This is a genomic window from Enterobacter sp. 301B, assembly GCF_003850715.1.
In the GTDB taxonomy this organism is placed as follows: domain Bacteria; phylum Pseudomonadota; class Gammaproteobacteria; order Enterobacterales; family Enterobacteriaceae; genus Enterobacter; species Enterobacter intestinihominis.
This window is the reverse complement of record NZ_PQTC01000007.1, coordinates 43,261-62,433: the sequence shown is the minus strand read 5'-3', so window position 1 is coordinate 62,433 and position 19,173 is coordinate 43,261. Positions and strand designations below refer to the sequence as shown.

Below are 19,173 nucleotides of genomic sequence, written 5' to 3'. Positions count from 1 at the left end.
TTTCCCACGCGATTAGGCAACTTAGAAATTAGCTTTTTATCAGCCCTAACAGCTCATCTCGTTTCGCTTCCATTAAACCCAGATCGGCATCTGCTTCCACATTTAGACGCAGCAGCGGTTCGGTATTGGAGGTGCGAATGTTAAAGCGCCAGCCCGGGAAAGACATGCTCAGTCCATCCGTGTAGTCAATATCCACAGCCAGGGAGGAGTAGCGGTTTTCAATCTCATCAATTAACGCAGATGCATGGACCACTTTGCGATTAATTTCACCAGATACAGGGAAGCGTGCGATACGTGATTCCACCAGCGAGCCAAGAGAGCGTCCGGATGTTATTACCAGTTCAGCAACCAGCAACCATGGAATCATGCCGCTGTCACAATAAGCAAACTCACGGAAATAATGGTGAGCGCTCATTTCACCGCCGTATACCGCATTCTCTTTGCGCATACGCTCTTTAATAAAAGCATGACCGGTTTTAGACATCACAGGGATCCCGCCCGCGCGCTCGACAATATCAACCGTATTCCAGGTCAGTCGCGGGTCGTGGATGATTTTCGCGCCACGCTCTTTATTCAGGAAGGCTTCTGCTAAGAGTCCAACGATATAGTAACCTTCGATAAAATTGGCTTTCTCGTCAAACAGGAAGCAGCGATCAAAATCTCCGTCAAACGCGATACCCATATCCGCTTCAGCTGTAACAACCGCACTGGCGGTATCCTGGCGTGCTTCTGGCAGAAGTGGATTTGGAATACCGTGCGGGAAAGTACCATCCGGATCGTTATGAACTTTTATAAAATCGACAGGAATGCCGGCCGTTTTGAAACGCTTTTCAATTTCATCAATAACGTGCCCCGCGGTACCATTACCGGAGTTGATGACTAACTTAATCGGTTTAATGCGGAAATTGTCGAGATTGATATAGCCCAGTAAATGATCAACATACTCATTAAGAACGTTAATCTTTTTATAGCTTCCCATACGCTGAGATGGGGCGAAATCATTTATTTCCGCGAGGAGCTGGATCTCTTTCAAACCCGTGTCACCGCTGATCGGCCGGGCACCGCTGCGAACCAGCTTCATCCCGTTATAGTCAATCGGATTATGGCTGGCCGTTACTTCTATACCGCCATCAACGCCCAGATGGAAGGTGGCGAAGTAAATCTCTTCTGTGCCAGAAAGTCCAATATCAAGCACATCACAGCCGCCCGCCATCAAGCCTTCCGCGAGAGCCAGCTTCAGAGACTCACTTGTCAGACGAACGTCGCCGCCGACAACAACCTGTTTTGGTTCCAGACATTGCGCATAAGCGCGACCAATACGCCAGGCAATATCCTCATTAAGCTCTTCACCTAATTTCCCCCGAATATCATAGGCCTTAAAACAACTTAATTTTTTATTGTTATTTTCCATTATGAAATCCTTAGTACGTCATCTTCACCCAAATAACTACCAAACTGAATTTCCAGAATTTCCAGATTTATTTTTCCTGGATTCGAGAGCTTATGTTTTTTTCCCACAGGGATTGTCGTTGATTCATTTTCAGTGAGATAAATTTCGTTCCCTTCGACACCAATTAGCGCCGTTCCGGTCAGCACAACCCAGTGCTCAATACGATGATGATGCAGCTGAAGCGAGAGCTCACCACCAGGAATAATGGTTACACGGTTAACCCGGTAACGCGTATCCCGAACAAGCGTTTCGACATGGCCCCAGGGCATATAACGCGTGGTATGTTCGCGACATTCAGCACGTGAATGGGCTTTTAGATGCTCAACAACAACTTTCACATCCTGGACATTATCCTTATGGGAAACCAGCAGCGCATCTTTGGTATTAACAATAATAAGGTCGTCCAACCCTAACGCTGCGGTTAATTTCCCTTCGCTGCGGATATAACAATCGCGGGTCTGATGGGTGAAAACATCGCCAATCAGCGCGTTGCCATTAGCATCATGCGACGAGGTTTCCCATAGCGCTGACCACGAGCCCACGTCGTTCCACCCTGCATCCATCGCCGTCACAATGCCCAGGTCTGTATGTTCCATCACCGCATAGTCGATGGAATCAGACGGACAACAGGTGAATGTCTCTTTATCGAGTTTGATAAAATCGAGATCGCTGACGGGCTGCTGCATGGCATTTTTGCATGCATCAAGGATCGACGGACAAAATTTCGCAACTTCGTTCAGATAGGAAGAGGCCCGGAACATAAACATACCGCTGTTCCAGAGATACTCTTTACTTTCGAGGTAAGAGATAGCGGTCGCCTGATCCGGTTTTTCAACAAAGCGCTTGATTTTCCAGGCGGTAGACTGATCGGCATGTTGTTCTTCACCACGCTGAATGTAGCCGTAGCCAGTTTCTGGCTGCGTAGGCACGATACCGAAGGTAACCAATTTGCCTTGTTCTGCAAAAGGAATGGCGTTGGTAATGACGGAATGGAATGTGGCTGTGTCGGCAATCAAGTGATCGGCAGCCAGAATGAGCATGACAGGATCTTCACCAGTTTCCAGTGCATGGAGGGCAGCCAGAGTAATAGCCGGTGCCGTATTGCGCCCAACAGGTTCAAGAATGATATTCCCGGCGAGCTTATGCATTTGTCTCAACTGCTCGGCCACCAGAAAACGGTGATCTTCATTGCAGATAACAATCGGATCGGTCACATCCAGACCGTCGAGGCGTGAAATCGTATTTTGCAGCATCGATCCGCCCTGATGGAATGAAAGGAATTGCTTAGGCTGCAACTCGCGAGACATCGGCCATAGTCGACTCCCTGTTCCTCCTGCGATCACCACTGGAAGTAACATCCTGCTTCTCCTGCTTTGCTCAATACTAGATTGTGTGTAAAAAAGGCACGCTACCGCCCCTGGCTTAACAGCTACCAGTGCACTGAGCGAATGTTGAATAAAGGATTTTGAGGTCTGATTACAGACAAAAAACTGGCGTTAATTGTCGTCCTAAATGGACTCGGAAACAAGCACAAATCGTTACAAATCAGTCCAGATTTGAAGCAGGTAACTCTCTGTTATCACAGGAATTAATAACAAAAAGCGGCAGCCATCATTTTGTTTATGTAACAACATAACAAAATGATGGCTGCCGCGCATAAAGTCTTTCAGACTGCGGAAGGACTATCAGTCGTTAGCCAGCAACTTCTCAATCCGGCTTCTGAACTTCGCCCCTTCCTTCAGGTTACGCAGGCCATAGTTCACAAACGCCTGCATATACCCCATTTTCTTACCGCAGTCATAGCTGTCACCGGTCATCAGCATGGCATCAACGGATTGCTTTTTCCCCAGCTCGGCAATCGCATCGGTCAGCTGGATACGGTCCCAGGCGCCCGGCTCGGTTTTTTCCAGCTCAGCCCAGATATCGGCATTCAGCACATAACGGCCGACTGCCATCAGGTCGGAGTCCAGGGTCTGCGGCTGATCGGGTTTTTCAATAAACTCAACAATACGGCTCACCTGCCCTTCCGACTCCAGCGGCTCTTTAGTCTGAATAACAGAGTACTCAGAGAGATCACCCTTCATACGTTTCGCCAGCACCTGGCTGCGACCCGTTTCGTTAAAGCGTGCCACCATTGCCGCCAGGTTGTAACGCAGCGGATCGGCAGAAGCGGTATCAATGATGATATCGGGCAGTACCACGATAAACGGGTTATCGCCTACGACCGGACGCGCACACAGGATCGAGTGGCCCAGACCCAGCGGCTGCGCCTGACGCACGTTCATGATGGTCACGCCAGGAGGGCAGATAGACTGAACTTCCGCCAGAAGCTGACGCTTAACGCGCTGCTCAAGCAACGCTTCGAGTTCATAAGAGGTGTCGAAGTGGTTCTCTACCGCATTCTTCGAAGAGTGCGTCACCAGAACGATTTCTTTGATCCCTGCAGCAACAATCTCGTCGACGATGTACTGAATCATCGGCTTGTCAACGATCGGCAGCATCTCTTTAGGAATTGCCTTCGTGGCTGGCAACATATGCATGCCCAGACCCGCTACCGGTATGACTGCTTTCAAATTAATCATTATATCTTCCACCTTAAAATGGTTGACGAATTATAGCTTTTAAACCTGTTTTCGCCAGCATGTTTTGCCGTAAATATGAAGTAATCCTAGGTCACCCCACCACAAATTACAGTAGTTGTAATCTGAATAGATCGCGATTTCGTTCCAGGAATTGTCGCAAAATAGTCTGGATGATTACCTGTGCGGCAGCGCAAAATTCAACCGTTCCGTATTCACCACGTGTTGATCAACGCGATCAATATCCACCGAGCTCTGCCCCTTTTCATTAACCGCTTTTATGTTCGCAAGCGACAGCAACGTCTCGTTTTTAGCCATAAACTTCCCGCGCACGTCTTTGCGCAAATCGAAGTTCATCTTCAGAGCCGGTCCCGTCGTTGACTCCTGCATCACGTTGATATTACGTAAGAAAAGGTGCTGAGGTTTGTTATGCAGCTCAAGCGTTGCTCGCTGCATGTTGACATTGGTGATGGCAACAAACGACGTGGCATTGCCGGAGGAAATCTGTATCCCGCGCAGCTTATAGGCAAGCTGTTGGTTATCCAGGCGTATATCGTTAAGTTTGAAGTTCTGCGGTATCGACAGATAATCGCCCTTGATCACGCCATAGCCAATTAGCATTCCGGCGCTGTTGACCATATCGACATTATCAATAACGAAATTATCACAGCCATAAATAGCTACCGTCGCGTTATCAATTCCGGCCTTTTTACTGAAGTCAGGAGTAATATTGCTGGCCTTGATATTACGGATCACAAAGTGTTTACCGTTTTCAACATGCACCAGCTGCCGACAGTTGCTGCCGGTGATATTCGCCACCACGAAGTTTTTAACGGTCTGCTGTTCCGGATAATCATTGTCGTACGTACTGCCGGCCAGCCCAATGCCTATGCCCCAATTGATCTTGCCGTTGGTGCAGTTGATGTTATCGATCACGTGGTCAGAGATCAGGATGTTGCGGTCGTTAATCGCCACGTTCCACTCAATCGCGTCACCCTGCAAGTGGCTGAATTTACTGTTGGTAATGCGCGCACCGTCCACCTGATTGTGGAACCCCTGACGCAGGATCGCGTAGTTGGCCTGCGTCACGGTGATGTTATCGATGAGCAGGTTGCGCATCACTCGCCGCTTTTTACCGCCGATGTAGATCTGGGTGACGGGGCCGAAGCCGCTCATCGCCAGCCCTTTAATGACACAGTCGGAGCCACGCACGTCCAGCGTGATGTTATGCGTACGCCCTTCTCCTTCCCCAATGACCTTGCAGCCCTCCTGAAGTACAAACCGCCCGCGCCCGTTGCCCTTCAGCGCACCGCGGATCAGCAGGGTTTTGCCATCAGGAATGAAAATGCCGGTATTGATGTTTTCACAGGTTAACCCGGCGGGAACAACAACGGTATCGCCCTCGGCAAATGCCTGCCTGAAGGCGGCGATCCAGTCGTTATTGTTGTAGCGATCGACAGAAACCGTCTTCCCGGTTGCCGCCCGCGCAGCGCGGGGCGACAGCAGCGGCATAGCAGCCAGGACGGATAAAGAAGAGACAAATCGGCGTCGGGTAATCTTTTTCAGCATACAACCTCAGCGTTACAGCGTTTGCAGCAGGCTCGCTAACTGGCGATTAATCACCTGCTGATTGAATTCTGCTTCAACTTTTTGCCGCGCATTTTGCAGCACAGGGATCAGCGTCTGCTGATCGATATCACTGAACGCGGCCAGACGGTCCGCCAGCGCCAGCGCATTGTTTTCAGGGACCAGCCAGCCGGAATGCTCAGAGGTGATCAGCTCCGGGATGCCGCTGTGTAACGTCGAGACCACCGGAATGCCGACCGCCATCGCCTCCATCAGCGCCACGGGAATGCCTTCCATATCGCCGTCAGCGCCGGTTACGGAAGGCAGCAGGAACACATCCGCCTCGTCGAGCATGGCTTTCACTTCGTGGCTCGGCTTGAAGCCCGGCATCTCCACCACGTCTTCCAGCTGATACTGTTCAATCAGCGTGCGCAGGCGACGCTCCCACGGCCCGATACCCAGGATGCGATAGTGGAAGTCCACACCACGCGCCTTCAGCTGGCGACAGGCTTCGATGGCTACATGCAGCCCTTTCTTTTCGGTCAGGCGGGCAACAGAGATAATTTGCAGCGGCTTGCCCGGCACCTTGACCGGTCTCTGGGTGAAGCGTTCCATGTCCACGCCCATGCGTGAAACGGTGATTTTCTCGCTCGGGCACCCCATGGTTTTCAGGCGCCCGGCCCACAGGTCGCTTATCGGCAGCATCATGTCGCCACGGCGAAACAGCTGCTGATATTCCGGCGTGTAGTGGTTCAGCACTTCACGGCTGGAGATATCGATACCGTGGAAAATCGTGGCGATTTTGCCGTCAATCACCCCCAGCTCACGCAGTTTTGCCGCCGTGACGCCAGCCGGGCCAAAGTGAGCGATAAAGACATCGGCCCGGTACGGCTGGGCCGTTTGCCCGCAAATGGCGGATAAGATCAGGTTGCGGGCCTCCGCCCCATAGCGCGACATATTCAGCGCCCGCCACGTCGAGGCGCGATGCAGGCCGCGCAGCGTCTGTCCGGCGCGATGGCGCAGTTTGTTCATCCGTCCGGCGGGTTCGTCCTGCAACCAGCGGGTTTTCGCCTCCAGCCCATACTGGGTATACGCCGCATGGGTGTTTTGCGTATCGCCCTTTTGCAGGGCGATAATCTCCACGTCATACCCCATATCGATAAACGCGGTGATTTGGTTCAGCACAAAAGTTTCAGACGACAGCGGAAATTTCAGTAAGAAGAAACCAACCTTCATTTCCCCTCCCGGACGCGGTCGAGGACGGATTTCACCATGCCAATACCTTTTTCGCGTTCGGCTTTCACCGCCACCGCCAGACGTTCGTTGATCGCAGGCAGCTGGCCGAGCGTGTCGCCCACCATCGCACCCAGCGAACCGTCCAGCAGATGACGTATATCGACGGCCATTTCCGGCATACCGAGCTGCTGCATAATGCCCGCGGACTTGTGTTCGTAGTTGATAGCGATGGCTGGCGTGCCGAAGTTCATCGAGATAATAGCCGAGTGCAGACGCGTGCCCACGGTCAGGTCGCAGGCGGAGAGCAGCTTGCCCATCTCCAGATCGTTCAGCTCGTCCATCACCACGTGGTAGCGGGACGGATCGTTCACCAGGTTGCGCAGGTTCAGCGCCACCATGCGGTCATCCTTGTTATAGCTGTCGATACCGGTGCAGGTGGAGAGCGCCAGCACCTGGTAGCCGCTGTCGAGCACGCGGTTTACCACGTCGGCAAAGGCTTTCTCGTACGCCGCCTGGGTGGTGCCGAGACGTTTATCGAACGGGGCGAGTTCGCGCAGGGTAATCGCGACGGTTTTCTGTTTCGCCGCCACGTCCAGCCAGTGCCGGACCGCGTAGCTCGGCTGGAAGCTGTCGACCTGATGATCCACCAGCCAGGCGGTATCCACGCCGTGCTCCACTTTTGACGTGTCGATCTCGCTGCGCTTCATCATGTCGAGGCTGACCGATTCGCGCAGGATCAGCGCGTCGCAGTGGCCGAAGACATAGTTTGCCAGCTGGTTAAACTGCGGATCCTGGAACGGCCCGACGCTGTGGCCGATCATAAACAGCGGCTTTTTCGCCATAAAGGTGCAGAGCGCATGCTCAAACTGCGGCACGCCGTAGAGATCGACAAAGAACGAGCCGCCGACCTGAATAATGGCGTCATAGCCGGACAACAGACGCACGAAATCGGTAAAGCCCTGCGCGATGGCGATGTTGCGCAGCTTGCCGGTGTCGGTTACGCGAGAAAGCAGCACCTGATGCTGGTAGCGGCGACGCAGTACTTTCTTCACGCGCCCCATCACGCCCGCAGCGTTGTTGTGCTGTTTCATCTGGCTGTAGAGCGGGTCGCCCATCACCGGGCGGTTCAGTAACCAGGATGAGCTGACCGGATAACGGCTCATCACATCCACTTCTGTCTCAGGCTTAAGGGTGTTAATTGCATCCAATAAACCGCGCAGGATGGCGCTGTCGCCACGGTTGCCGCAGGTATGGTTGCCAAGAATAAGTAATTTCATAATGGCCTCGTAAAATTAGCCTGCGCGAAGCAGCGTTTTCATTTTTTCGTTACGGCAAAACTGGCGCTTTATCTCAACCACCAGCGCATTGCGTGACAGTACAATCATCACGCCGAATGCCAGCGCGCCTGCCGCGACCTGCACCGCAAGCAGCGCCGCCAGCGGCAGATGCCCGTTGAGCACCACGCCCAGGCCGTAGCTCACCGCCAGAGTCGGTAAGGAGAGATAAAACGGCAGCCACAGGCTGAGAATGTACTGACGGTAGCTGGAGCCCAGCACCGGTTTGATCATCACGAAGTAACTCAGCACGGTATTGACGATCTGCACCAGCAGGAAGCCGAGCGTCACGCCAATGGCACCCGCCATGTGCCCGCCCACAATAATTGCCGGAATAAACAGGAAGGTTTTAAACACGTTGAACTTGAAGCTGATATCCACGCGCGCCTTCGCCATCAGCAGAGAACCAATCGGGTTCCCCACCGAGCGCAGCAGCCCCACAACGCACAGCAGTTGCAGGATCGGGATGATGCTGTTCCACTTCTCGCCAAACACCAGCGGTACGAAATTGCTGGCGACCACCATCAGCCCCAGCAGTACCGGGAAGTTGATGATCCCCACCACGGAGAGCAGCTTGTAAAAGTTCACACGCAGCTTCTCGGTATCGTCCTGAATTTTGGCGAACGCCGGGAACAGCACGCGGGTAATGATGGGGTTGAGCTTCATCGGTGGGACAACCGCGACGTTATACGCCAGGTTGTAGCCGCCCGCGACGCTCGCGCCCAGAATGCGCGCCAGCACCAGCGTAGAGAGGTTAGTATTCACATAGTTGATAATGCTGTCTGCCGTCAGCCACGCGCCGAAGCGCAGGTTGGATGAAACAGACGCCAGCGAAAAATGCAGTCCCGGGCGATAAATCTTGCGGCCAAAGAAGCCAAACAGCAGCGTGCGCACGGCAGAGTTAACGAGGTAGCCGAGAATGGCGGTCATCGCCAGCGGCCAGAAATGGGCGCTGACAACGGTGAAGGTAAAGCCCGCCAGCACGGCGCTGGTTTCAATCATGCCGATCTTGTTGAACTCCAGCTCTTTCTGCATCAGCGCGCGGAACTGCTGCCCGTGCGGGATCACCACGAAAGCAAACGACAGGGTGCGCATCAGCGGCGCCAGGTCCGGGTTATGCAGCACGCCGGCAATCACATCGCTCAGCAGGAACACCAGCACAAAGACGAAGATACCCAGCCCAACGTTCAGCCAGTAGAGGGTGGTCAGCTCCAGATGGCTGATCTCTTTGCGCTGGATAATGGAGTTGGCGATACCAAAGTCCGACAGCGTATCGGCCAGGGCGATAATCACCAGCGAGACGGTCAGCAGACCAAACTGGTGGTTATCAATAATGCGCGCCAGCACCGTCATCTGCACCAGGCCGAGGCCAATGATGACGATGGTGGCCATGGCTGACCATTTTGCGCCGCTGATGGTTTTTTCTCGTAAGCTCATCTTAGTACGCCGCTTTGTTCACGAAGCCTTTGAAAATGGTCAGAAAAACAATCTTGATATCGAACCAGAGGCTCCACTCGCGGATGTACTCCAGATCGAACTCGATGCGTTTTTCCATTTTTTCCAGCGTGTCGGTCTCGCCGCGCCACCCGTTGATCTGCGCCCAGCCGGTGATGCCTGGCTTCACCTTATGGCGCAGCATGTAGCCTTCAATCAGGGTACGGTACTGCTCGTTATGGGCCACGGCGTGAGGACGAGGCCCGACGATGGACATCCCGCCGGTGAACACGTTGATGAACTGCGGCAGCTCATCGAGCGAGGTACGGCGCAGGAAGTTACCCACGCGGGTGACGCGCGGATCGTTCTGCGTCGCCTGGGTCACCACCTTGTCGTTCTCCATCACCTTCATGGAGCGGAATTTCCATACCATGATCGGCTTACCGTCCATGCCGTAGCGGGTCTGACGGAAGATGATCGGCCCCGGAGAGCTGAGCTTCACCGCCAGCGCAATGCAGCACAGCACCGGGGAGATGAGCAGCAGGATCAGGGACGAAAGTACGATATCCTCCACGCGCTTCAGCACGCGGTTAATCCCCGACAGCGGCGTGTCGTACAACGGAACAACCGGTACCCCGTTCACCTCTTCAATACGGGAGTGGAGAATATTGAAGGTAAACACGTCAGGGATGAGGATCACCGAGCAGGTGGTATCGGCCAGCTCGCGCATCAGTGTCTTGATGCGGGATTCATCTTTCATCTGCATGGCGATGTAGACGTTGTGAATTTTGCCGGCTTTCGCGTCTTCTATCAGCTGTTCGTAGCTGCCCGCCCAGTCAGATGGTACGCCGCCGGGCTTCGCGTCGTGATAAACCCCCACCACTTCAAAACCTAACCACGGCTCTTTGCGGAAGCTGTCGAGCAACACCTGTCCCACCGGCAGGTCGCCCGCCACGGCAACAAAGCGACGGTTATCCCCACGGTTGCGCAGCCAGCCCGCGCCAAAGCGGATCAGCGAGCGGCAGACCACCATGCCAACGCTGGTTAACAGATACCAGCAGAGATAGGTCACAAGCCGATTATCAAAATCATGGCTGAACGCCACCAGGCCTGCGCTGAAAATCAGGCTTAAGGTCCAGTTCTGGAGCAGCAGCATCAGTTCGGTGGTCATTTTGACGCCACGCCATGAACGATAGAAATCGGTCATGCCGCCGATCATCTGAAACACCACCAGCGCAATCAACGCCATCAGCAAGTGCATGTATAAGAACGACTGCCCGCTGACCCAACACACCGCCCACAGTCCGCCGACCATGATGGTGATATCAGAAAAGCGCTGCACCATAGAGATTAACGATGCATTCGTTCTCGCTCGCTCGCGCTTTTTTAGATTTGTCATCGTTGTTCCTTTAGTTCTAAACCTTTCCCCTCGCCCCTCACCCCGGCCCTCTCCCCAAAGGGGAGAGGGTGTTCAAGTTCCCTCTCCCCTTTGGGGAGAGGGTTAGGGTGAGGGGTAAGGTTTTCTTTTTACTGATTCAACAGCGCCAGAATGTCCTTCGTTCGGGCTTCCATCAGCGCGGTATCGGCGCGGGACTCAACGTTCAGGCGCACCACCGGCTCGGTGTTGGAAGAACGCAGGTTGAAGCGCCACTGCGGGAACGCCATGCTGATACCGTCGGTACGGTCAATCTCCAGCGCATGAATGGCAAAGTGCTGTTCGACGCGGGCGATGGCCTCGGCTGGCTGTGCCAGTTTGCTGTTGATCTCGCCGCTCGCCGGGAACGCCGCCATGCGGTCGCGTACCAGTTCGCCCAGGCTCTGCCCTTTCAGGCACAGCAGCTCGGTTACCAGCAGCCACGGGATCATCCCGCTGTCGCAGTAGGCAAAATCACGGAAATAGTGGTGGGCGCTCATCTCGCCGCCGTAGATGGCGTCTTCCTCGCGCATACGCTCTTTGATAAACGCGTGGCCGGTTTTAGACATCACCGGCTCGCCGCCCGCGGCCTTCACCACGTCAACGGTGTTCCAGGAAAGACGCGGATCATGAATGATCTTCGCCCCCGGATTTTTCTCAAGGAACGCTTCCGCCAGCAGGCCAACGATGTAGTAGCCTTCGATAAACTGCCCTTTCTCGTCGAACAGGAAGCAGCGGTCGAAATCGCCGTCAAAGGCGATACCCATATCGGCGCCGTGCTCAATCACCGCGTTGCGGGTGTCGTCGCGGCACTCCGGCAGCAGCGGGTTAGGAATACCGTTCGGGAAGTTGCCGTCAGGCGTGTTGTGCACTTTGACGAAGGTCACCGGCACGTTCAGCGCCTCAAAGCGGGCTTCAAGTGCATCGACAACCGGGCCTGCCGCGCCGTTGCCGGAGTTAATCACCAGCTTCAGCGGTTTGAGGTTCGCCACGTTGATGTAGCCCAGCAGGTGGTCGATGTACTCTTTTTGCAGGTTGATCTGCTTATAGCTGCCGCGCTTCGCTTCGTTCACCGGCGGGAAGTCGTTGGCCTCGGCCAGACGCTGCACGTCGCGCAGACCGGTGTCGCCGCTGATAGGACGCGCGCCCTTGCGCACCAGCTTCATGCCGTTGTAGTCCATCGGGTTATGGCTGGCCGTCACTTCGATACCGCCGTCCACGCCCAGGTGGAAGGTGGCAAAATAGATCTCTTCGGTACCGGAAAGTCCAATGTCCAGCACGTCGACGCCCGCGTCCTGTAGCCCTTTCGCCAGCGCCAGCTTCAGGGATTCGCTGGTGAGACGCACGTCGCCACCCAGCACGATAGTTTGTGGTTTCAGGTATTCGCCGTACGCGCGGCCGATGCGCCACGCAATGTCTTCGTTCAGCTCTTCGCCCAGCTTGCCGCGAATATCGTAGGCTTTAAAACAGGTTAATTTTTCCATGATGACCCCTTTTTCAGGCAACAGTTGGCCCGCCCGTTAACAGGCTTAATTGTTTTTTATTCATTCGTAGGCCGGATAAGCGAAGCGCCATCCGGCGTTAAGACGGCGCTACACCCGCCCGTAGCGGTCCTGGAAGCGCACGATATCGTCCTCTTCCAGATAAGAGCCGGAACGCACCTCAATTAAGTCGAGTGGAATTTTCCCCGGGTTTTCCAGGCAGTGCGTGGCACCCAGCGGAATATAAATGGACTCGTTTTCACCGAGCAGCTTCACTTCACCGTTGATGGTCACTTTGGCTGTCCCCGCCACCACTACCCAGTGTTCGGCGCGGTGATGGTGCATCTGCACCGACAGCCCTTCACCCGGCTTCACGGTGATGCGTTTCACCTGGTAACGCTCGCCGGCGTCAATGGAGTCATATTTGCCCCACGGACGGTAGACTTCACGGTGAATATGGTGTTCGTGGCGGCCATCAGCCTTGATCTTCTCCACCACTTTTTTAACGTCCTGCACGGCATTACGGTCGGCAATCAGCACCGCGTCTTTGGTCTGCACGACCACCAGATCTTTCACCCCTACCGTGGTGACAAGGCCAGATTCGGCGTAGACGTAGCTGTTTTCCGTTTTGTGGCTGATCACATCACCGTGATGGACGTTACCCTCCGGGGTATGCGCGCTAATCTCCCACAGTGACGACCAGGAGCCAACGTCGCTCCAGCCCGCATCCATCGGCACCACTACCGCATCTGCCGTACGTTCCATCACCGCATAGTCAATGGACTCTTCCGGACAGGCGAGGAAGGCTTCTTCGTCCACGCGGATAAAATCAAGATCCGGATCCACCACCGCCATCGCTTTTTCGCAGGCATTTAAGATATCCGGGCGATATTTTTCCAGCTCTTCCAGGTAGCGACCGGCGCGGAACAGAAACATACCGCTGTTCCAGTAGTATTCACCGCTGGCCACGTAGGCCTGGGCGGTTTCCAGATTCGGTTTTTCGACAAACTGCGCCACGTCAAAGGCCACGCTGTCGCCTTCACCAGGCGTAACGCTGCCGCGGCGAATATAGCCATAGCCGGTTTCCGGAAGATCCGGGACGATGCCGAAGGTCACCAGCTTGCCGTTCTCAGCGTAAGGAATCGCCGCCCGAACCGCGTCGCGGAAGGCGTCTTCCTGCTGAATAACGTGGTCAGCCGCCAGCACCAGCATCAGCGGGTCGCAGTCCGGGCTGCTGCGTTTTGCAGCCAGCGCCGCAAGAGCAATAGCAGGCGCGGTGTTGCGTCCGGCAGGCTCCAGAATGATATTTTCGGTCAGTTTATTCAGCTGGCGCAGTTGCTCGGCAACGATAAAGCGGTGCTGCTCGTTACAGATCACCACCGGGCTTTCACACTCCACGCCGTGCAGACGGTTAACCGTCGTTTGCAGCATGGTGAGGTCGCCCTTCAGGCACAGAAATTGTTTTGGATAAAGCACGCGGGACAGTGGCCACAACCGGCTCCCGGATCCACCCGCCATTACGACCGGATACAAAGTGGTTTGACTCATGATTTATCCCCGTATATCTGCAATAAATTGGCTCAGCACGTTCTCTTTCTCGAGCGTGCGTTCGGCATATTCACGTGCCACCGTGTTCTCTTTTGGCATGGCGAGTGCCTGCTCAATTCCGGTCACCAGCGCAGGAACCGATTCTGGCTCTACGCAAACGGCAATGCCCGGGTAGCTGTTGCACAGCTGGCCTAATTCTGTTGCGGCTTCTGCCGTAATCACCGCATTTCCGCCCACTGCCAGAATGTTGGTCAGCTTGGACGGCAGCACCGCATCCGCCGCGCCGCGTTTTTGCACCACCAGATGGCAATCCGCCATTTTCAGCAGCGCGGGCAGCGCGTCATAAGACTGAAGCGGGAAGAAGCGGATATTGGTCAGTCCGCGCTCGCTGGCCATTTTTTCCAGCCGCGCTTTACCGCCGCCCTGCCCGACTATCACGAACATCCACGGGTGTTCGCTCAGCTGAAGCGCGGCGTCAATCACGCTCTCCAGCCCCTGTTTTTCGCCGATGTTGCCTGAGTAAAGAATGATTTTTTGATCTTCAGGCAAACCGAGCTGCGCGCGTAACGCCTGCGCATCCTGGTCTGTCACATCGCGGAAACGCGCCACTTCGGACCAGTTCGGAAAGAAGATCACCTTCTCCGCCGGGACACCCTTCTCCTGCGCCTTGTTCATCATCGAGCGCGAGATGGTCGAGACGTAATCCACGTTGTGCAGGCCGCTGCGCTCAAAGGCGCTGGCGAGCTTCGCCACCTTGCCGCCCTTGCCTTTCCCGGCCATCCCCAGTCCGAGCATGGCGTCCACTTCATAATCCTGAATGTGCAGCAGGGTGCGCGCGCCGGAGAGTCTGCCCAGCAGGCGCATGCCTGGCGTGCAGAACAGCGTCGGCACCACGCCGATGATGCGATCCGGCTTCCAGCGACGTTGCGCCATCAGCGGGAAAAAACTGCTCAGGGCAAAGCTGCCCAGATGAATTAAACGTTTCAGCGTCGAGGGCTGTTTCGGCACGTAGAGCGGGCAGCGCCAGACGGTCGCAGCCCCCTCTTCGCGGCGGTAGCGCCAGCTGGAATAGCGTTCGCCTACCTTCCACTCCGGGTAATACGGCGGGGCGGTAATCACCCGCACGTCATGTCCCTGGCTCGCCATCCACTCGACCATCTCGCCGGTGTATTTCCCGATACCGGTAAGCTCCGGCGAGTAGTTAATTCCGTAGACGAGGATTTTCATAGGCCTGGCACCTCGGCCTGACGTTCCGCAAGGAAGTACGCCCGACTGTTGTCATGGACGTTGTCGCTTGCCAGCAGCGCCTCTGGCGTTAACCAGCGGTAATCGTCATGCTGAGAATCAGGCAGACGCAGGTCTGCCTCACTCACCTTCAGGCGGAACCCCAGCACGACATAGTGCGTGGTGAACCCGGTGCCCGAAAAGTTATCGTCATAGAAGTGCTGCCAGACCCCGTAAAACTGGCCCGCTGCCATCGGCAGTTGCAGGCCCAGTTCCGCCAGAGTGAGACGCTCAAACGCATCGCTTAGCGTCTCATCCTTCTGCACGCGCCCGCCGGGCACGAACCAGAAGCCCTGTGCAGGACGATTGGTTCGTTTCCCCAGCAAGAACTCGCCGCGTTCGTTCTCCACGATCAAATCAATTGAGATGAGCGGAGTGGAACGCACCACCGTGGCAAAATCTTCCTGACTTAAAAACATCATTACCCCCGGAAGCGGTGCTGGTTTTCCAGGAACCACTGGTAGGTGCTGGCCAGCCCCTGCTCCAGTGAGACCTCGTGATACCAGCCAAGCTGATGCAGACGGGTCACGTCCAGCAGCTTGCGCGGCGTGCCGTCCGGTTTGGTGGCATCAAACACCACGCGTCCTTTGTAGCCCACCACCTGCGCGATGGTCTGCGCCAGCTCGCGAATGGTGCAGTCCACACCGGTCCCGACGTTAATGTGCGACAGCATCGGCTCGGTGTTTTCCTGCCACACCTCGCGATCCAGCTCCATGACGTGAATGCTGGCTGCCGCCATATCGTCCACGTGCAGGAACTCGCGCATTGGCGTACCGCTGCCCCACACCACCACGTCCGGGGCGTTTTCGGCAGTCGCCTCGTGGAAACGACGCAGCAGCGCCGGGATCACGTGCGAATTGCTCGGGTGGAAGTTGTCGTGCGGTCCGTAGAGGTTGGTCGGCATCACCGAGCGATAGTCGCGGTTATACTGACGGTTGTAGGATTCACACAGCTTGATCCCGGCAATTTTGGCAATCGCGTACGGCTCGTTGGTGGCTTCCAGCGTGCCCTGCAACAGTTCGCTCTCGGCGATCGGCTGTTTCGCCATTTTTGGGTAGATACAGGATGAACCGAGGAACAGCAGCTTGTTCACGTTGTGCAGATGCGCCGCGTGAATGATGTTGCTCTCAATCATCATGTTCTCGTAGATGAAATCCGCCGGGTAGGTGTTGTTAGCGACAATGCCGCCCACCTTCGCCGCCGCCAGATACACCTGGTCGATACGTTCGCTGGCGAAGAAGTCTTGCACCGCTTTGCTGTCAAGCAAGTTCAGCTCGTCGCGGGTGCGAACAATCACCTCAACGTCGCCGCGCTGTTCAAGCTGGCGGACAATCGCGGAACCCACCATTCCGCGATGACCGGCGACAAAAATACGTTGTTTTGTCATTCTCAGGACTCCAGCGCGATGGCAACCTCGTAGCCATGGGACTTGAGCAGGGAGTGTTTTTTCGCTGCTTCAAGATCTTTGGCCACCATCTCGGATACCATTTCTTGCAGGGTGGTTTCTGGTTTCCAGCCCAGCTTCTCGTGCGCTTTGGTTGGGTCGCCCAGCAGGGTTTCCACTTCAGCAGGACGGAAGTAACGCGGATCCACCTGAACAATCACGTCGCCTGGCTTCACGCCCGGTGCGTCGTGGCCGGTCACGGAAACAACGATACCCTTCTCTTCCACGCCAGTGCCTTCGAAGCGCAGCTTGATGCCCAGCTGTGCCGCAGCCATCTCAACGAACTGACGTACGGAGTACTGCACGCCGGTCGCGATCACGAAGTCTTCTGGCTGTTCCTGCTGCAGCATCATCCACTGCATTTTCACGTAGTCTTTCGCATGGCCCCAGTCACGCAGGGAGTCCATGTTGCCGAGGTGCAGGCAGGATTCCAGACCCTGAGCGATGTTGGCGATAGCGCGGGTGATTTTACGGGTCACGAAGGTTTCGCCACGACGTGGGGATTCGTGGTTGAACAGAATGCCGTTACAGGCGTACATGCCGTAGGATTCACGGTAGTTCACAGTGATCCAGTAAGCGTACAGTTTCGCTACCGCGTACGGAGAACGTGGGTAGAACGGCGTGGTCTCTTTCTGTGGAATTTCCTGCACCAGGCCGTACAGCTCAGAGGTAGATGCCTGATAGAAACGGGTTTTCTTCTCAAGACCCAGGAAGCGAATCGCTTCCAGCAGACGCAGGGTACCCATGGCGTCCACGTCAGCGGTGTATTCCGGGGATTCGAAGGAAACCGCAACGTGGCTCATCGCGCCCAGGTTGTAGACTTCATCCGGCTGTACTTCCTGCAGGATGCGGGTCAGGTTGGAGGTATCGGTCAGGTCGCCGTAGTGCAGGTGGAATTTCGGGTTCGCCGCGTGAGGATCCTGATAAATATGATCGACACGTTCGGTGTTAAATGAAGACGCACGACGTTTAATACCGTGTACTTCATACCCTTTTTCCAGCAGTAACTCTGCCAGGTAAGAACCATCCTGCCCGGTAACGCCGGTGATGAGAGCGACTTTAGACATGTTTATATTCCTCTACTTATGAATTTAATCAGTTTCAACGCGTTCGCGTATCACCACTGCGGGGTTGCCACGGCAAATTTTATTTGCCGGTAGCGATTTAAAAACGCTGCTGCGGGCACCGACTACCGTGCCATCGCCAACAGAAACACCTGGTGCAACAAAGACGTCTGTTGCCAGCCAGCATTTTTCACCGATCACAACAGGCGAAGCGGTAATATCAAAATGCGGGCTCATAAAATCGTGGCTGCCGGTGCACAAATAACACTTCTGTGAAACCACCGAATTTGCGCCAATCGTAATCTCGCCAAGGGTATATAACACCGCGTCATCCCCAACCCAGGCGTAATCCCCAAGCGTTAATTTCCAGGGATAAGTAATTTTCACCGAAGGACGAATGACTACGTTTTTTCCTATTTTTGCGCCAAACAGACGCAGTAAAAATGCGCGCCAGCGGTACAGTATTTGCGGCGACCAGGCAAATAACGTTGCCTGTACAGCCCACCACAGTTGAACTTTAATACCACTCCCGCCCCGAAAACCTTTCGGCACGGAGAATCCATTTAATTCCTGCATTACGTTTCCTTATATCTCAGGCTTTGTTATATAAGGCTTTCGCTTTACCCGTCGTTTTCAGACGTAAGAAATAAGATAATTCCGCCCAGAACCCCGGTACGCGTAATATTTTACGCTGCACGTTTTTGGCATCCTGGCACAATTCCAGATTATTCGAGGTTGACACGCCGCCCATTGAAAATTCGGATACCAGTCCTTTAATTCGACGGAACGGGTAGCCAGATTTGTACAGGCTGGCGGCCAGGGCATAATCTGATGACACTTTATATTGCAAATCGTAAGGCTGCTTTTTCAGGCCACTCATCGGGAAGAAAATAGCCTGATGGCTTGCCGGCAGGCTGTGGTAGATATACCAGCCTGGTTTCGCGCCGCGCAGCACTTTTTTCCCCTCGCCGAAATCAAGCAGCGCATCACCGATAAACATGGCATCTTCTTTCTGGCGCGCCAGCTGGCGTGCAAACAGCGCCACATCTTCATGGAACACGTCGCCGGAATTGAGGAAGATGGCGTAGCGCCCCTGCGCCATGTTGATGCCTTTATTCATGGCATCGTAAATGCCTTTATCTTTCTCGCTGATGTAACGTAAGTTGAACTCACCGTTAAGTTTTTCCAGGAACTCCGCCGTGCCGTCGTTCGAGCCGCCATCGACCACAATCCACTCAAAGGTGAGGCTCGGATCGCGCGCCAGGTTGCGCAGCGAGCGCCAGGTTTTTACCACCCCTTCGTGGTTACGAAAGGCGACAGTAATGACGCTAAGAAACAT

The 19,173-nt window shown here is 54.9% G+C and carries 16 protein-coding genes; all 16 read right to left on the bottom strand.

Features of this window, described 5'->3' with window-relative positions; translation table 11 throughout:
- Nucleotides 1–28 precede the first annotated feature (28 nt).
- Nucleotides 29–1,411 (bottom strand): phosphomannomutase/phosphoglucomutase, encoded by a 1,383-nt coding sequence (locus tag C3451_RS09805; RefSeq protein ID WP_045622859.1) that lies wholly within the window; start codon nucleotides 1,409–1,411, stop codon nucleotides 29–31.
- Nucleotides 1,411–2,808 carry a mannose-1-phosphate guanylyltransferase/mannose-6-phosphate isomerase gene (locus C3451_RS09800; protein WP_032103498.1) on the bottom strand — a complete coding sequence of 466 codons (1,398 nt, stop codon included), beginning with the start codon at nucleotides 2,806–2,808 and terminating at the stop codon, nucleotides 1,411–1,413. The genes C3451_RS09805 and C3451_RS09800 overlap by 1 nt, the downstream gene beginning before the upstream one ends.
- A gap of 327 nt (nucleotides 2,809–3,135) precedes the next feature.
- A complete protein-coding gene (gene galF / locus C3451_RS09795; RefSeq protein ID WP_038416367.1) occupies nucleotides 3,136–4,032 on the bottom strand; it encodes a GalU regulator GalF in 897 nt (298 codons plus the stop codon).
- 174 nt (nucleotides 4,033–4,206) lie between these two features.
- Nucleotides 4,207–5,598 (bottom strand): colanic acid biosynthesis protein WcaM, encoded by a 1,392-nt coding sequence (gene wcaM, locus C3451_RS09790; protein ID WP_045622857.1) that lies wholly within the window; start codon nucleotides 5,596–5,598, stop codon nucleotides 4,207–4,209.
- A gap of 12 nt (nucleotides 5,599–5,610) precedes the next feature.
- Complete coding sequence (gene wcaL / locus C3451_RS09785) at nucleotides 5,611–6,831, bottom strand: colanic acid biosynthesis glycosyltransferase WcaL (RefSeq protein ID WP_032623954.1); 1,221 nt, start codon at nucleotides 6,829–6,831, stop codon at nucleotides 5,611–5,613.
- Nucleotides 6,828–8,108, bottom strand: a complete 1,281-nt coding sequence (gene wcaK / locus C3451_RS09780; protein ID WP_045622855.1) for a colanic acid biosynthesis pyruvyl transferase WcaK — start codon at nucleotides 8,106–8,108, stop codon at nucleotides 6,828–6,830. The genes wcaL and wcaK overlap by 4 nt, the downstream gene beginning before the upstream one ends.
- A 15-nt stretch (nucleotides 8,109–8,123) precedes the next feature.
- A complete protein-coding gene (gene wzxC, locus C3451_RS09775) occupies nucleotides 8,124–9,602 on the bottom strand; it encodes a colanic acid undecaprenyl disphosphate flippase WzxC (protein WP_022648629.1) in 1,479 nt (492 codons plus the stop codon).
- 1 nt (nucleotide 9,603) lies between these two features.
- Nucleotides 9,604–10,998: an undecaprenyl-phosphate glucose phosphotransferase gene (wcaJ, locus tag C3451_RS09770; protein WP_124304300.1), complete on the bottom strand. Its 1,395-nt coding sequence runs from the start codon at nucleotides 10,996–10,998 to the stop codon at nucleotides 9,604–9,606.
- Between the two features lie 128 nt (nucleotides 10,999–11,126).
- A complete protein-coding gene (gene cpsG, locus C3451_RS09765) occupies nucleotides 11,127–12,497 on the bottom strand; it encodes a colanic acid biosynthesis phosphomannomutase CpsG (RefSeq protein ID WP_045621302.1) in 1,371 nt (456 codons plus the stop codon).
- Nucleotides 12,498–12,605: 108 nt separating this feature from the next.
- Nucleotides 12,606–14,042 carry a mannose-1-phosphate guanyltransferase gene (gene cpsB, locus C3451_RS09760; RefSeq protein ID WP_023300545.1) on the bottom strand — a complete coding sequence of 479 codons (1,437 nt, stop codon included), beginning with the start codon at nucleotides 14,040–14,042 and terminating at the stop codon, nucleotides 12,606–12,608.
- 3 nt (nucleotides 14,043–14,045) lie between these two features.
- Nucleotides 14,046–15,269, bottom strand: coding sequence for a colanic acid biosynthesis fucosyltransferase WcaI (gene wcaI, locus C3451_RS09755; RefSeq protein ID WP_045621303.1), 1,224 nt, complete (start codon nucleotides 15,267–15,269; stop codon nucleotides 14,046–14,048).
- Nucleotides 15,266–15,745 (bottom strand): GDP-mannose mannosyl hydrolase, encoded by a 480-nt coding sequence (locus tag C3451_RS09750; protein WP_072201098.1) that lies wholly within the window; start codon nucleotides 15,743–15,745, stop codon nucleotides 15,266–15,268. Before C3451_RS09750 ends, wcaI begins: the two co-directional genes overlap by 4 nt.
- Before the next feature lie 2 nt (nucleotides 15,746–15,747).
- Nucleotides 15,748–16,713 carry a GDP-L-fucose synthase gene (locus C3451_RS09745; RefSeq protein WP_015572377.1) on the bottom strand — a complete coding sequence of 322 codons (966 nt, stop codon included), beginning with the start codon at nucleotides 16,711–16,713 and terminating at the stop codon, nucleotides 15,748–15,750.
- A gap of 2 nt (nucleotides 16,714–16,715) precedes the next feature.
- On the bottom strand, nucleotides 16,716–17,837 hold the full coding sequence (gene gmd, locus C3451_RS09740; protein ID WP_003863514.1) for a GDP-mannose 4,6-dehydratase: 1,122 nt from the start codon (nucleotides 17,835–17,837) through the stop codon (nucleotides 16,716–16,718).
- Nucleotides 17,838–17,861: 24 nt separating this feature from the next.
- On the bottom strand, nucleotides 17,862–18,410 hold the full coding sequence (gene wcaF / locus C3451_RS09735; protein WP_003863512.1) for a colanic acid biosynthesis acetyltransferase WcaF: 549 nt from the start codon (nucleotides 18,408–18,410) through the stop codon (nucleotides 17,862–17,864).
- Nucleotides 18,411–18,426: 16 nt separating this feature from the next.
- Nucleotides 18,427–19,173, bottom strand: coding sequence for a colanic acid biosynthesis glycosyltransferase WcaE (gene wcaE / locus C3451_RS09730; protein WP_023300546.1), 747 nt, complete (start codon nucleotides 19,171–19,173; stop codon nucleotides 18,427–18,429).